Origin of the sequence: Pseudomonas sp. GW456-12-10-14-LB2, assembly GCF_002884345.1 — a bacterium.
Taxonomy (GTDB): Bacteria; Pseudomonadota; Gammaproteobacteria; order Pseudomonadales; family Pseudomonadaceae; genus Aquipseudomonas; species Aquipseudomonas paraglycinae.
On the sequence record NZ_POHV01000020.1, the window covers coordinates 12,156 to 26,477 of the forward strand.

Annotated in this window: 10 protein-coding genes; 7 read left to right on the forward strand and 3 right to left on the reverse strand. The window is 60.7% G+C overall.

Features of this window, described 5'->3' with window-relative positions; all coding sequences use genetic code 11:
• Positions 1 to 241: 241 nt before the first annotated feature.
• Positions 242 to 1,825, reverse strand: coding sequence for a peptide chain release factor 3 (locus C1X29_RS15585; protein ID WP_102717839.1), 1,584 nt, complete (start codon positions 1,823 to 1,825; stop codon positions 242 to 244).
• A gap of 356 nt (positions 1,826 to 2,181) precedes the next feature.
• Here C1X29_RS15585 and C1X29_RS15590 point away from each other — a divergent pair, with 356 nt between their 5' ends.
• The 5 genes from C1X29_RS15590 to C1X29_RS15610 all read left to right on the forward strand — a co-directional run bounded on the left by C1X29_RS15590 (position 2,182) and on the right by C1X29_RS15610 (position 7,625).
• Entirely contained in the window at positions 2,182 to 2,871 is a 690-nt protein-coding gene (locus tag C1X29_RS15590; protein WP_172667905.1) for an ABC transporter permease, read from the forward strand.
• Between the two features lie 20 nt (positions 2,872 to 2,891).
• Positions 2,892 to 3,785, forward strand: coding sequence for a glycine betaine ABC transporter substrate-binding protein (locus C1X29_RS15595; protein ID WP_102717840.1), 894 nt, complete (start codon positions 2,892 to 2,894; stop codon positions 3,783 to 3,785).
• Between the two features lie 13 nt (positions 3,786 to 3,798).
• Positions 3,799 to 4,452: an ABC transporter permease gene (locus tag C1X29_RS15600; protein WP_007953690.1), complete on the forward strand. Its 654-nt coding sequence runs from the start codon at positions 3,799 to 3,801 to the stop codon at positions 4,450 to 4,452.
• Positions 4,449 to 5,603 carry a betaine/proline/choline family ABC transporter ATP-binding protein gene (locus C1X29_RS15605; protein WP_039769215.1) on the forward strand — a complete coding sequence of 385 codons (1,155 nt, stop codon included), beginning with the start codon at positions 4,449 to 4,451 and terminating at the stop codon, positions 5,601 to 5,603. The genes C1X29_RS15600 and C1X29_RS15605 overlap by 4 nt, the downstream gene beginning before the upstream one ends.
• 858 nt (positions 5,604 to 6,461) lie before the next feature.
• On the forward strand, positions 6,462 to 7,625 hold the full coding sequence (locus C1X29_RS15610; RefSeq protein WP_102717841.1) for a type III PLP-dependent enzyme: 1,164 nt from the start codon (positions 6,462 to 6,464) through the stop codon (positions 7,623 to 7,625).
• A gap of 60 nt (positions 7,626 to 7,685) precedes the next feature.
• On the opposite strand, the gene C1X29_RS15615 is transcribed toward C1X29_RS15610, so the two are convergent.
• Positions 7,686 to 8,444, reverse strand: coding sequence for a tetratricopeptide repeat protein (locus tag C1X29_RS15615; RefSeq protein WP_236191677.1), 759 nt, complete (start codon positions 8,442 to 8,444; stop codon positions 7,686 to 7,688).
• A complete protein-coding gene (locus C1X29_RS15620; protein WP_102717842.1) occupies positions 8,445 to 9,125 on the reverse strand; it encodes a Fe2+-dependent dioxygenase in 681 nt (226 codons plus the stop codon).
• A gap of 207 nt (positions 9,126 to 9,332) precedes the next feature.
• Between C1X29_RS15620 and C1X29_RS15625 the strand changes: the two genes are divergently transcribed.
• Both C1X29_RS15625 and C1X29_RS15630 read left to right on the forward strand, forming a co-directional pair.
• On the forward strand, positions 9,333 to 11,654 hold the full coding sequence (locus tag C1X29_RS15625) for a TonB-dependent siderophore receptor (protein WP_102717843.1): 2,322 nt from the start codon (positions 9,333 to 9,335) through the stop codon (positions 11,652 to 11,654).
• Between the two features lie 132 nt (positions 11,655 to 11,786).
• Entirely contained in the window at positions 11,787 to 14,315 is a 2,529-nt protein-coding gene (locus C1X29_RS15630) for a sulfite reductase flavoprotein subunit alpha (RefSeq protein ID WP_102717844.1), read from the forward strand.
• The last annotated feature ends 7 nt before the right edge of the window (positions 14,316 to 14,322 follow it).

A 14,322-nucleotide genomic window follows, 5' to 3' on the forward strand; every position in this document is an offset into this window, starting at 1 on the left:
TTGTGGAGCAGCTGGAAATGCCGTGGCTGTAGAGACTGGTTGGAAATAACGCCTATACCCAATCCATCTAATGTGGAAGGTCTCCTGTGGGAGCGAGCTTGCTCGCGATGGCGATTTATGAGCCCGTTCAACTTCGGCTGACCATCCGCTATCGCGAGCAGGCTCGCTCCCGCAGGTATTTTCCGGCAATAAAAAACCCCGCAGCTTTCGCGACGGGGTTTTGGGTGCAGCCAATCAGCGCTTAGTGGTGCTCGCGCGTCGCACGGAATTTCACGTCCGGCCAGCGCTCTTCCATCAGGGCCAGGTTGACGCGGGTCGGCGCGAGGTAGGTCAGGTGACCGCCGCCGTCCAGTGCCAGGTTTTCCACAGCCTTGTTGGAGAATTCCTCCAGCTTCTTCTTGTCGCTGCATTCGATCCAGCGCGCGGAGTACACGGTGATCGGCTCGTAGGAGCACTCGACCTTGTATTCCTCTTTCAGACGGCTGGCGACCACATCGAACTGCAGCACACCGACGGCGCCGAGGATGATGTCGTTGCTGCGCTCCGGGAAGAACACCTGGGTCGCGCCTTCTTCGGCGAGCTGTTGCAGGCCCTGGCGCAGTTGCTTGGATTTCAGCGGGTCGCGCAGGCGTACGCGGCGGAACAGTTCCGGGGCGAAGTGCGGGATACCGGTGAAGCCCAGGGTTTCGCCTTCGCTGAAGGTGTCGCCGATCTGGATCGTGCCGTGGTTGTGCAGACCGATGATGTCGCCGGCGTACGCCTCTTCCAGTTGTTCACGCTCGGAGGAGAAGAACGTCAGGGCGTCGCCGATGCGCACGTCCTTGCCGGTACGCACATGGCGCATCTTCATGCCTTTTTCGTACTTGCCGGAGCAGATACGCATGAAGGCGATGCGGTCGCGGTGTTTCGGGTCCATGTTCGCCTGGATCTTGAAGATGAAGCCCGAGAACTTCTCTTCCACCGGCTCAACGGTGCGCTCGTTGGCTACGCGTGGCAGCGGGCGCGGGGCCCAGTCGACAACAGCGTCGAGTACGTGATCGACACCGAAGTTGCCCAGCGCGGTACCGAAGAACACCGGGGTCAGTTGACCGTCGAGGAACTCCTGCTGGTTGAACTCGTGGCAGGCGCCCTGCACCAGTTCCAGCTGCTCGAGGAAACGATCGTACTCATCGCCCAGGTGTGCGCGGGCTTCGTCGGAATCGAGCTTCTCGATGATCTTGGTTTCGGTGCGTTCGTGACCGTGACCGGCGGTGTAGACAATGATGTAGTCGTCCGCCAGGTGGTACACGCCCTTGAAGTCGCGGTAGCAACCGATCGGCCAGGTGATCGGCGCAGCCTTGATCTTCAGGACGGCTTCGATTTCGTCGAGCAGTTCGATCGGGTCGCGGATGTCACGGTCGAGTTTGTTGATGAAGCTGACGATCGGCGTGTCACGCAGACGGCAGACGTCCATCAGCGCGATGGTACGTGGCTCAACACCTTTACCGCCGTCGAGAACCATCAGGGCCGAGTCCACCGCAGTCAGGGTGCGGTAGGTGTCTTCGGAGAAGTCTTCGTGGCCCGGGGTGTCGAGCAGGTTGATCATGTGTTCGCGATACGGGAACTGCATGACCGACGTAGTAATCGAGATGCCCCGCTGCTTTTCCATCTCCATCCAGTCGGATGTCGCGTGGCGGTCGGATTTACGGGATTTCACCGTACCGGCCACAGCAATCGCCTTGCCCATCAGCAAGAGCTTTTCGGTGATGGTGGTTTTACCGGCATCGGGGTGGGAAATAATGGCGAAAGTGCGGCGTTTCGCGACTTCGGCGGCCTGTCTGGTCATGGGAAATCGCCTGGCGGTGATTCAAAAAAGGGCGGCGATTATAGCCCAACTCGATTCAATAACCGAACCGTTGAGCACATTAAGGGTGGCCAAATGCTGCCTCAGATGGGAACCTTTTAAAGCACGGAGACGTCCATCCCCTGTAACGACATTTCGTCAGGGGCTGAAAAATCAGCAAGTTAGCCTGACGAGGCTGCGCTCATGGCTGGCTTTCAGACCGCTTTTGCCGGGCTGAAAAAAAGCTGCTTCTCGCGAACACTGACTCCGGCAGCCAGGCATGGCATGCCACACGGAGCAGCGGTCGCCGACTAAAAAAAAGGAGTCCGCCTGTGGCTATCCGCTATGGCAAAGGGCTGATGGGAGGTGCGGTGGTGATCGCGCTCCTGGCCCTGCTGGTCCACTGGATCGGCATCAACACGATCGAACACTACCGCGACGATTTGTTGTTTTACCTGCAAGCTCACCTGATTCTCGTCCTCGCCTCAATGCTGGCCGCCCTGGTCGTGGGCATTCCCGCCGGCATCTTCCTGAGCCGCCCGACCATGGTCGGCCGCGCCGAACGCTTCATGCAGATCTTCAATATCGGCAACACCGTGCCGCCGCTGGCCGTGCTCGCGATTGCCCTGGGGATTCTCGGCATCGGCAGCGGTCCGGCGATCTTCGCTTTGTTCCTCGCCTCGCTTTTGCCGATTGTGCGCAACACCTATGAAGGCCTGAAAAACGTTCAGGGCTCGCTGAAAGAAGCCGCCGTCGGGATCGGCATGACTCCGCGCCAGGTGCTGTGGAAAGTCGAGTTGCCCAACGCCGTGCCGATCATCGTCGGCGGTGTTCGGGTGGCGCTGGCGATCAACGTCGGTACCGCGCCGCTGGCCTTCCTTATCGGCGCCAACAGCCTCGGCAGCCTGATCTTCCCCGGCATCGCCCTGAACAATCAGCCGCAACTGCTGCTCGGCGCCGCGTGCACCGCGCTGCTGGCCCTGCTGCTCGATGGCGTGGTCACCCTCGCCAGCCGCCTCTGGCTGGAACGCGGTTTGCGCCCGTCTTGAGGCTTTGCGAAGGAATATTTATGAAAAGACTTAGTTTGATTCTGGGCTGCGTGCTGCTCTTCGCAGGCATCGCCCAAGCCGCCGACAAACCGGTGATTCGCCTTGGCGCCCGGGTGTTCACCGAGCAGACCCTGCTCGCGGAAATCACCGCGCAATACCTGCGCAGCAAAGGCTACGACGCGCAGATCACCGGTGGCCTGGGCAGTAACCTGGCCCGCAGCGCCCACGAAACCGGGCAACTGGACATGCTCTGGGAATACACCGGTGTGTCGCTGGTGGCCTACAACCACGTGACTGAAAAACTCGACAGTGCACAGTCCTACGCCCGGGTCAAAGAACTCGATGCGAAAAAGGGGCTGGTCTGGCTCACGCCGTCGAAATTCAGCAACACCTACGCCCTCGCCCTGCCGAAGACTGTGGCCGAGGAATATCCGCAGATCCACACCATCAGCCAGTTGAACGAAGTGCTGCGCGCTGAAGCCAAAACCAATCATCTGGTCGCGCTGGACACCGAGTTCGCCAACCGTTCCGACGGTCTGGACGGCATGGTCAAGCTCTACGACATGAACCTGACCCGCAAGAACATTCGGCAGATGGACGCAGGGCTGGTCTACACCGCGCTGCGTAACGGTCAGGTGTTCGCCGGTCTGGTCTACACCACCGACGGTCGCCTCAACGCGTTCGGACTGAAGCTGCTGGAAGACGACAAGCATTACTTCCCGGACTACACCGCCGCGCCAGTGGTACGTCAGGCCTACCTCGACGCGCACCCGAAACTGGCTGAGCAACTCAAGCCGCTGGCCGAACTGTTCGACGACGAAACCATGCGCCAGCTCAACGCGCGGGTCGATGTCGATCACGAGAGCCCGTCGAAAGTCGCTGCCGATTTCCTGCGCCAGCATCCACTGAACTAAAGGAGGAAAAGTCATGGAATTTTTGAACGCCTTTTCCCACCTCGACTGGCAGCAGGTAATGCACCTGACCTGGCAGCACATCACCCTGGTCGGCATCGCCGTCAGCCTGGCGATCCTCATCGGCGTGCCGCTGGGCATTTTGATGACGCGCTTCCCGAGCCTCGCCGGCCCCTTGCAGGCCAGCGCCACGGTGCTGCTGACCGTGCCGTCGATTGCGCTGTTCGGCCTGCTGCTGCCGTTCTATTCGAAATTCGGCCAGGGCCTTGGCCCGATGCCGGCGATCACCGCCGTGTTCCTTTATTCACTGCTGCCGATCATGCGCAACACCTACCTCGCCCTGACCGGCGTCGAACCGGGCATTCGTGAAGCCGCACGCGGCATCGGCATGACCTTCGGCCAGCGCCTGCGCATGGTCGAGTTGCCAATCGCAGTGCCGGTGATCCTCGCCGGCGTGCGCACCGCCGTGGTGATGAACATCGGCGTGATGACCATTGCCGCAACCATCGGCGCCGGCGGCCTCGGCGTGCTGATCCTCGCCTCCATCAGCCGCAGCGACATGTCGATGCTCATCGTCGGCGCGCTGCTGGTCAGTCTTCTGGCGATCTTCGCCGACCTCATTTTGCAGTGGCTGCAACGTTCGCTGACTCCAAAAGGACTCCTCAAATGATCGAACTTCAAAACCTCAGCAAGACCTTCCAAAGCAACGGCAAGGATGTGAAAGCCGTGGACTCGGTAAGCCTGACCGTCAATGAAGGCGAAATCTGCGTGTTCCTCGGGCCATCGGGTTGCGGCAAAAGCACCACGCTGAAAATGATCAACCGCCTGATCAAGCCGACCTCGGGCAAGATCCTGATCAACGGCGAAGACACCACCGACCTCGACGAAGTGACCCTGCGCCGCAACATCGGTTACGTGATCCAGCAGATCGGTCTGTTCCCGAACATGACCATTGAAGAGAACATCGTGGTGGTGCCGAAACTGCTCGGCTGGGACAAACAGAAATGCCACGACCGCGCCCGCGAACTGATGAGCATGATCAAGCTTGAGCCCAAGCAGTATCTGCATCGTTACCCGCGTGAACTGTCCGGCGGCCAGCAGCAACGGATCGGCGTGATCCGCGCGCTGGCGGCGGATGCGCCGCTGCTGCTGATGGACGAACCATTCGGCGCGGTCGACCCGATCAACCGCGAGATGATCCAGAACGAATTTTTCGAGATGCAGCGTGCGCTGAACAAGACCGTGATCATGGTCAGCCACGACATCGACGAAGCGATCAAGCTGGGCGACAAGATCGCGATCTTCCGTGCCGGCAAACTGTTGCAGATTGATCATCCGGACACCCTGCTCGCCCATCCGGCGGACGACTTTGTCAGCAACTTCGTTGGCCAGGACAGCACCCTCAAACGCCTGCTGCTGGTGAAAGCCGAAGACGCAGCAGACAACGCGCCGTCAGTCAGCCCGGAAACCCCGGTGGCCGATGCGCTGGAGTTGATGGACGAACATGACCGTCGCTATGTCGTCGTCACTGACGCTGAGAACAAGGCACTGGGTTATGTGCGCCGTCGAGACCTGCATCGTCAGACCGGCACCTGTGCGCAGTTCCTGCGCGAATTCAACGCCACGGCGGCATACGACGAGCATTTGCGCATCCTGCTGTCGCGCATGTACGAGTTCAATCGCTCATGGCTGCCGGTAATGGATGCCGAGCGTGTGTTCCTCGGCGAAGTCACCCAGGAGTCGATTGCGGCATACCTGAGTTCGGGTAGATCGCGCGGAATGAAGACCAATATCGTGTCACCGGCCGAAGCGGTGGCCTGATCAAACGCAAAAGGGCTGTTCGACAGCCCTTTTTTTCGACCACCGGAACCTGAAAGTCGTGATTTTTTTGCAAGCGAAGTGCCGACAAGAAATATCAACACGTGAGAAAGCTGACCCTGTCCGCGAATGTCAGCATTAACCAGCAACTTCCCCCTCATTTCCCCTTCTCGCCGCCAACGTCGCCGATGTTGAAGTGATCGTACTTATCCATGACTTGGCGCGCATCAGCTTCGAACGTGCAGGTATTTTTAACACCTGAAAATTATTGCGGAACATCTGACCGTCATCTCGGTCGGCTACAAAGAGTGATATCCGCGACGCACGTCAGAAGCGTGCAAAAACGCGACATTTTTAGTTGATCTCAGGCCCCTCACGCCCTAAAGTTCGCGCCGAACGTCCATGCTGGAAACGATCCATCCGGCTCAAGTACTGACGACGAGACAGCAAGGCCAAGGGAAAGAAAGACTACATTTCCCATGGCCTTTTTGCTTTCGGCGACATGCCTTGGGAAGTAGGCGAACCAAAGTGGGGATACGGAGGGCGTTCAGGAGGGTGTGTCATCAATGAATTCACGAGTGCGCCGGGTCTGCTTTTGCGCAGGGCAAGGCGCGAGGCCCGCAGTTTGGTTGTTCCAAATAAGGGACGAGCAACGCAGCCCTGCGCAAAAGCAGGCCCGGCCCTTCGGGTTGTGCCTGAGCGCGCGCCATGCTGCGTTGCAGGCCTTGCGAAGGGAGCGACCATTAGCGGCGGCCTGCGCCTTGCCTGGCACGCGCTCAGGCGCAACGCACTCGCGAATTCATTGATGACACACCCTCGCACCCATTGTTTTTACGAGTTTGCCCATAGGAGCTCCCAAGTATGTCGATCCAGGTCGAAGACTATTTCGCGCGCGAAACCTTTCAGAAAATGAAGGCGTTCGCCGACAAACAGGAAACCCCGTTCGTGGTGATCGACACCGCGATGATCGCCCAGGCCTACGATGACCTGCGCGCCGGTTTCGAATTCGCCAAGGTCTACTACGCGGTCAAGGCCAACCCGGCCTTCGAGATCATCGACCTGCTCAAAGAGAAAGGTTCGAGCTTTGACATCGCCTCGATCTATGAGCTGGACAAAGTGCTGAGCCGAGGCGTCAGCGCGGATCAGATCAGCTACGGCAACACCATCAAGAAATCCAAGGACATTCGCTACTTCTATGAGAAGGGCGTGCGTCTGTTCGCCACCGACTCGGAAGCCGACCTGCGCAACATCGCCAAGGCCGCACCGGGCGCCAAAGTCTATGTGCGCATTTTGACCGAAGGCTCGACCACGGCCGACTGGCCACTGTCGCGCAAGTTCGGCTGCCAGACCGACATGGCCATGGACCTGCTGATCCTCGCCCGCGATCTGGGCCTGGTGCCGTACGGCATCTCGTTCCACGTCGGTTCGCAACAGCGTGACATCAGCGTCTGGGACGCAGCGATCGCCAAAGTCAAAGTGATCTTCGAACGCCTGAAAGAAGAAGACGGCATCCACCTGAAGCTGATCAACATGGGCGGTGGCTTCCCGGCCAACTACATCACCCGCACCAACAGCCTGGAAACCTACGCCGAAGAAATCATCCGCTTCCTGAAGGAAGACTTCGGTGATGACCTGCCGGAAATCATCCTGGAGCCAGGCCGTTCGCTGATCGCCAACGCCGGCATCCTGGTCAGTGAAGTGGTGCTGGTTGCGCGTAAATCCCGTACCGCCGTCGAGCGTTGGGTTTATACCGATGTGGGCAAGTTCTCCGGCCTGATCGAAACCATGGACGAAGCGATCAAGTTCCCGATCTGGACCGAGAAGAAAGGCGAGATGGAAGAAGTCGTGATCGCCGGCCCGACCTGCGACAGCGCCGACATCATGTACGAAAACTACAAGTACGGCCTGCCGCTGAACCTGGCGATCGGTGATCGCCTGTACTGGCTGTCGACCGGTGCGTACACCACCAGTTACAGCGCGGTAGAGTTCAACGGCTTCCCGCCGCTGAAATCGTTCTACGTGTAAGCGATGCTGGCGTAATGCAAAAAGCCCATGACGTGTCATGGGCTTTTTTACGGCTGCGATTCAGGCACTCTGTAACTCGGTGCAACGGTGAGCGTAGGCCTGCGCAAGCGCCTGGATTCGCGGATCGGTTGCGCTCGCCAGCGTCTGGCTGGCCACGCGCAGGAAATTCAGGTTGCCGCCGGCCAGCGCTTTCTCCAGCCAGGTGAGCGCGTCATCGATCCGCCCCTCATCTGCCAACACCGCTGCATAGCTGAATTGCCCGCGAAAGTCCCCGCCCTCGGCCGAACGTCGATACCAGTCACGAGCCGCTGCGGGATCCGCCGCACACACCTGCCCTTCCTCCAGATAACGCCCGAGCAGGTTCATCGACTTGGCATGCCCGACCTCGGCCGCGCTTTGATACAGCGCGATGGCCTGAAGATGATCGACCGCTACACCGCGCCCGGTCGCCAGAAGATTGGCGAGGTTATACATCGCCCAATCCAACCCGGCATCCGCTGCAACGCGATATTGCTGGGCGGCAACCGCTGCGTCCGCCACGCAACCCCAACCGTGTTCATGACAGCGGCCGAGCATGTTGCGCGCCATCAGATGACCTTGCCCGGCGGCAATCTCAAACCAGCGCAAGGCCAGCGGCTGATCCTGAGCGATCCCGTGGCCATCGAGCAGGATCTGCCCGAGCAGCGCCTGCGCTTCCAGCACGCCCTCACCCGCCGCCAGCAGAATTGCCTGCGCTGCGCGGGCAGGACTCTCTTCGAGCATGGCGGTGAGGCGTTCGCCGTCGAGGACTTCTTCGCGACGTAACCGAAAATCCGCCACTTACACCTCGACCCAGCGACGCAGCAGGTTGTGGTAAGTGCCGGTGAGGCGGATCAGCGAAGGGTGATCGGGCATGTCCTGGGTCAGTTGCTGGATCGCCCCGTCCATCTCGAACAGCAAGGCTCGCTGGCTGTCTTCGCGCACCAGACTTTGGGTCCAGAAGAACGAGGCATAACGCGCGCCGCGAGTGACTGCGTTGACCTTGTGCAGGCTGGTGCCGGGATACAAGACCATGTCGCCGGCGGGAAGCTTCACTCGCTGGGTGCCGAAGGTGTCCTGGATCTCCAGCTCGCCGCCGTCGTAATCCTCTGGCTCGCTGAAGAACAGCGTGGCCGACAGATCAGTGCGTACCCGCTCGATGCTGCCCTTGGGTTGGCGTACCGCGTTGTCGATATGGAAATCGAAACTGCCGCCCGCCGTGTAGCAGTTGAGTAACGGCGGGAATACTTTGTGCGGCAGCGCGGCCGACATGAACAGCGGGTTTTTCCACAGGCGTTCAAGCATCGCGGCGCCGATTTCCTTGGCCAGCGGATGGCCTTCCGGCAGTTGCAGATTGTGCTTGGCCTTGGCCGATTGATAGCCGGCGGTGATCTTGCCATCGGCCCAGTCGGCCTGTTCCAGCGCCTCGCGAATACGCTGCACTTCGTCTTTCGCGAACAGCCCGGGGATGTGCAGCAGCATGGCAATGTCACCTGATGGCAAAGAGGCGGCAATGGTATTGATTCTTATTGACTGTGTAAAACCCGCTAGACGAATGAACTGGTAAAAACCGTAAGGTTAAATTGTAAAGAATGTAAATTTGTCGCGAATAGTAATGTTTCGCAATTGATACGAATACCTGTTTACCCTATATTCCGCCGCCTCAAATCCTTGGGGAGGGGAATAAAAATGGCACGTCAACCAGCACAAGTACCGGTCAGTTCACCACGTCTGCTCGCTTCCGCCATCGGCGTGGCAATCACCGCCGGCTCCGCAGGCCACATGGTGTTCGCCGCCGAAAAAACCGACAGCAAAGCCACCGGCAATGCCATCGCCCTGGACGCCACCGCCATCACCGGCGAAGCCCAGGACTCGACGTCCTACCAGGTCGAGAAAGCCTCCTCGCCCAAGTACACCGCGCCACTGGTTGATACCCCGCGCTCGGTCACCGTTATCCCGCAACAAGTCCTGAAGGACACCGGCGCCCTGAACATGCAGGACGCGCTGCGCACCGTGCCGGGCATCACCTTCGGTGCCGGTGAAGGCGGTAACCCGCAGGGCGACCGTCCGTTCATCCGTGGTTTCGACGCCCAAGGCGACACCTACCTAGACGGCGTGCGCGACACCGGTTCCCAGAGCCGCGAAATCTTCGCCGTGGAAAACATCGAAGTCAGCAAGGGCCCGAACTCCGCCATCGGCGGTCGCGGCGCAGCTGGCGGCAGCATCAACCTGGTGAGCAAGAAAGCGCACCTGGGCAACTCGTTCGACGGTGGTTTCACCTGGGGCTCCGACCAGACCCAACGCTACACGATGGATGGCAACTACCAGTTCAGCGACACCGCTGCCGGCCGTCTGAACCTGATGAGCCACGAGAGCAACGTCGCCGGTCGCGACAAAGTCGACTACGACCGTTGGGGCATCGCGCCGTCCCTTGCCTTCGGCCTGGGCACCGACACCCGCGTCAACCTCGACTACTACCATCTCGAAAGCAACGACACCCCGGACTCGGGCATCCCTTACACGATTCCGGCCGGTGGCTCGGCGGCGCGCACCAAGTCCAACCCGGACAAGCCGTACGCCGGCGGCGATCACAGCAACTTCTACGGTCTGGATCGCGACTTCCGCAAGGGCCGCACCGACACCGCGACCTTCGCCATCGAGCATGACCTGAGCGACTCGCTGACGATCAAGAACACCCTGCGTCACGGCACCAGCATGCAGGATTACATCCTGACCCAGCCCGACGACAGCAAAGGCAACGTGAACAACGGCAGCGTCTGGCGTCGCGCGAACACTCGCGTGAGCAACACCGAGACCACCACCAACCAGACCGACCTGTTCGGCAACTTCTACGTTGCCGGCTTCAAGAACAGCTTCTCCACCGGTGTCGAGTACACCCGTGAGGAAAGCAGCAAATCCTCGTACAACGTCAACACCGATACCACGCCGCGCACCTCGGCCGTGACCACCAACTGCAACCCGGGTCTGATCGGCGCCGCCAGCGGCTACAACTGCACCTCGCTGTCGAACCCGACCCCGAACGATCCGTGGAACGGCGCCATTTCGCGCAACTACGCCGGCACCGACACCCAGTCCGATACCTACGCACTGTATGCGTTCGACACCCTGGAGCTGTCCGAGCAATGGCTGGTGAACATGGGCCTGCGTTACGACCACTTCGAAACCGGCTACAAGACTTACAACAACGCTGGCCGCACCACCTCCAAGGGTTCGGACACCAGCGAGTTCGTCACCGGCCAGTTCGGCGTCGTCTACAAACCGGCAGAGAATGGCAGCATCTATGCGTCCTACGCCACCTCCGCCACTCCGCCGGGCAACACCCTGGGTGAAGGTCAGGAAGGCAACCCGCTGGGCGGCACGCCGGATCGCAACGGCAACCTGCTCAAGAGCGACATGGAGCCGGAAACCACCAAGAACTACGAAATCGGTACCAAGTGGGATCTGCTGAACGATCGCCTGTCGCTGACCGCCGACATCTTCCGCACCGAGAAAGAAAACGCGCGTGTCCAGGTTGATACCACTTCGTACGAAAACGCCGGCAAGACGCGTGTACAAGGTATCGAGTTGTCCGCCAGCGGCAAGATCACCGACAAGTGGCAAGTGTTCGCCGGTTACGCCTACATGGACAGCGAACAGGTTGACGGTGGCGACCTGCCGGCCAACAAGGCCAACAACGGCAACGAGCTGCCTAACACGCCGAAAAACAGCGCCAGCCTGTGGACCACTTACCAGGTCACGCCGAAGCTGACTATCGGTGGCGGTGCGTTCTACGTGGATGACGTGTTCGGCAGCGTGGCCAACACCACCATGGTCGATTCCTACGTTCGCTACGACGCGATGGCTGCGTACAAGCTGAGCAAGAACGTCGACCTGCAACTGAACGTGCAGAACCTGACCAACGAAACCTACTACGACAAGGCCTTCTCGACTCACTTCGCCAACCAGGCGGCGGGCCGTACGGCATTGCTGAGCACCAACTTCCACTTCTGATCGAAGAGGGAAGTACCGGGCCCCGTTCATTCATTTGAGCGGGGCTTTTGTGCGTAATAAAGAACGTTTCTCGATAGGCCACGGCATAATGCACGCCGTGAACACAATTTCCGAACGGACAAGGCAAGCGACGTGTTGAAGAAAACCCTGTTCCAGTTGCACTGGTTTTTTGGCATCACTGCCGGGCTGGTGCTGGCCCTGATGGGCATCACCGGTGCTGCCTATTCGTTTCAGGACGAAATTCTCAAAGCCCTCAACCCTTCCGTGTTGCAGGTCGAGAAGCAGGTCGCTGGCGTCCTGCCGCCCGCCGACCTGGTGGCGCAGATCGAAGCGGCCTCGGGCAAGAAAGTCTCGATGCTCTCGGTCGAGACGGAAAGCGGCAGCGCCGGGCGCGTCTGGTTCACCCCGCCCAAAGGCGAGCGCCGGGGCGAGATGCGCTACTTCGATCCCTACACCGCCGAGTTCAAGGGCGACGCCACCGGCCAGGACTTCTTCGGCCTGATGCTGCGACTGCACCGGTTCCTCGCCATGGGCGATACCGGCCGCAACATCACCGGCGCCTGCACCCTGATGCTGCTGTTCTTCTGCCTGTCCGGCCTGTACCTGCGCTGGCCGCGCCAGTGGAACAGCTGGCGCGTGTGGCTGACCCTCGACTGGAAGAAAAAGGGCCGCAGCTTCAACTGGGATCTGCACTCGGTGTTCGGCACCTGGTGCATGCTGGTTTACCTGCTGCTGGCGCTGACCGGACTGTCCTGGTCCTACGAGTGGTACAACAAGGGCCTGACCAAATTGCTTTCCGATGCGCCGCAAAACGAGCGCGTGCGCGGCGGTCGTGGCCCGGCCCCCGAAGGCCCGGCGCCGACTGCCGATTACGCCGCGATGTGGGTCAGCATCTACAGTTCCGCAGGTCCGGGCCTCGCCTCCTACAACATCCGCATGCCGCCCGTGGCTGGCCAACCGGCGACCGTGTTCTATCTGCTCGACAGCTCGCCCCATGACCGCGCGCTGAACCAGATCACCCTCGACCCGGCCACCGGCGTCGTCAAACGTGTCGACCGCTATGCCGACAAGAGCTTCAAGGCGCAATTGCTGACCAGCATTTACGCGCTGCATGTCGGCAGCTATTTCGGATTGGTCGGACGGATCATCGTCACCGTCGCGGCGGTGTTGATGCCGCTGTTCTTCATCACCGGCTGGTTGCTGTATCTGGATCGCCGCCGCAAGAAAAAGCAGATCAAGGATGCCCGCAAGGGTCTCGACCAACCGGCCGGCGATACACCGGCGTGGCTGATCGGTTTCGCCAGCCAGAGCGGTTTTGCCGAGCAACTGGCGTGGCAGACCGCCGGCCAGTTACAGGCGGCCGGATTGCCGGTGAAGGTGCAGCCGCTGGCGAATGTCAGCGAGCAGGATCTGCGCGAATCGAACAACGCGCTGTTCGTGGTCAGCACCTTCGGCGACGGCGAAGCGCCGGACAGCGCTCGCGGTTTCGAGCGCGAAGTGCTGAAGAACGCCTCGACCCTCGACAGCCTCAATTACGCGGTGCTCGGCCTCGGCGACCGTCAGTATCAGCACTTCTGCGGTTTCGCCCGACGCCTGCATCAATGGCTGGGCGAACACGGCGGCAAGACCCTGTTCGCCCCGGTGGAAGTCGACAGCGGCGATCCTTACGCCCTGCGTCACTGGCAGACCCAGCTCGGCCTGATCACCGGGCAAGCACCGGTCGATACCTGGCAGGCGCCGAGCTACGAGAACTGGACGCTGGTGCGCCGCGACCTGATGAACCCGGACAGCAGCGGATCCCCCGTCTTCCTGCTCGGCCTGACCGCGCCGACCTCCCGCAGCTGGCTGGCCGGCGATCTGGTGGAAGTACTGCCACGCAACTGCCCGTGGGCGATCGAGCATTTCCTCGACGGCCTCGGCATCCGTGGTGAAACCAGCGTCAAGGTCAACGGCCTGGAAGAGTCGCTGGAGGTCGCCCTCGCTACTCGCCAGCTGCCCGAGCACCGCGCGCATCTGGTGGGCCTGCACGCTCAGGCCCTGGTCGATGCGATGGTGCCGCTGGCGATGCGCGAGTACTCGATCGCCTCGATTGCCGCCGACGGCGTGCTGGAGCTGATCGTGCGTCAGGAACAACACGCCGACGGCAGCCTCGGCATCGGTTCCGGCTGGCTGACCGAGCATGCTCCGGTCGGCGGCAGCATCAGCCTGCGGGTCCGCCGCAACAGCGGTTTCCATCTGCCGAACGCTCCGGTGCCAATGATCCTGCTGGGCAACGGCACTGGCCTCGCCGGGCTGCGCAGCTTGCTCAAGGCACGGATCGCCGACAATCAGCAGCGTCATTGGCTGCTGTTTGGCGAGCGCAATCGCGAGCACGATTTCCTCTGCCGTGCGGAGCTGGAAGAGTGGTTGATCAATGGCGATCTGGAACGCCTCGATCTGGCGTTCTCGCGGGATCAGTCCGAGAAGATTTACGTGCAGGATCGTCTGCGCGAATCGGCCGGCGAGTTGAAGAAATGGCTGGCGGACGGTGCAGTGATCTACATCTGCGGCAGCCTTCAAGGCATGGCGTCGGGCGTGGATCAGGTGCTCAATGAAGTGCTGGGCGCCGCTGAAGTCGAACGCCTGATCGAACAGGGTCGCTATCGCCGCGACGTTTACTGATTCACCT

What these genes read in the sequence shown, in the direction of transcription:
- C1X29_RS15585 (WP_102717839.1), bottom strand. Translation starts at nt 1,825, where the DNA reads ATGACCAGACAGGCCGCCGAAGTCGCGAAACGCCGCACTTTCGCCATT.
- C1X29_RS15590 (WP_172667905.1), top strand. Translation starts at nt 2,182, where the DNA reads ATGGGAGGTGCGGTGGTGATCGCGCTCCTGGCCCTGCTGGTCCACTGG.
- C1X29_RS15595 (WP_102717840.1), top strand. Translation starts at nt 2,892, where the DNA reads ATGAAAAGACTTAGTTTGATTCTGGGCTGCGTGCTGCTCTTCGCAGGC.
- C1X29_RS15600 (WP_007953690.1), top strand. Translation starts at nt 3,799, where the DNA reads ATGGAATTTTTGAACGCCTTTTCCCACCTCGACTGGCAGCAGGTAATG.
- C1X29_RS15605 (WP_039769215.1), top strand. Translation starts at nt 4,449, where the DNA reads ATGATCGAACTTCAAAACCTCAGCAAGACCTTCCAAAGCAACGGCAAG.
- C1X29_RS15610 (WP_102717841.1), top strand. Translation starts at nt 6,462, where the DNA reads ATGTCGATCCAGGTCGAAGACTATTTCGCGCGCGAAACCTTTCAGAAA.
- C1X29_RS15620 (WP_102717842.1), bottom strand. Translation starts at nt 9,125, where the DNA reads ATGCTGCTGCACATCCCCGGGCTGTTCGCGAAAGACGAAGTGCAGCGT.
- C1X29_RS15625 (WP_102717843.1), top strand. Translation starts at nt 9,333, where the DNA reads ATGGCACGTCAACCAGCACAAGTACCGGTCAGTTCACCACGTCTGCTC.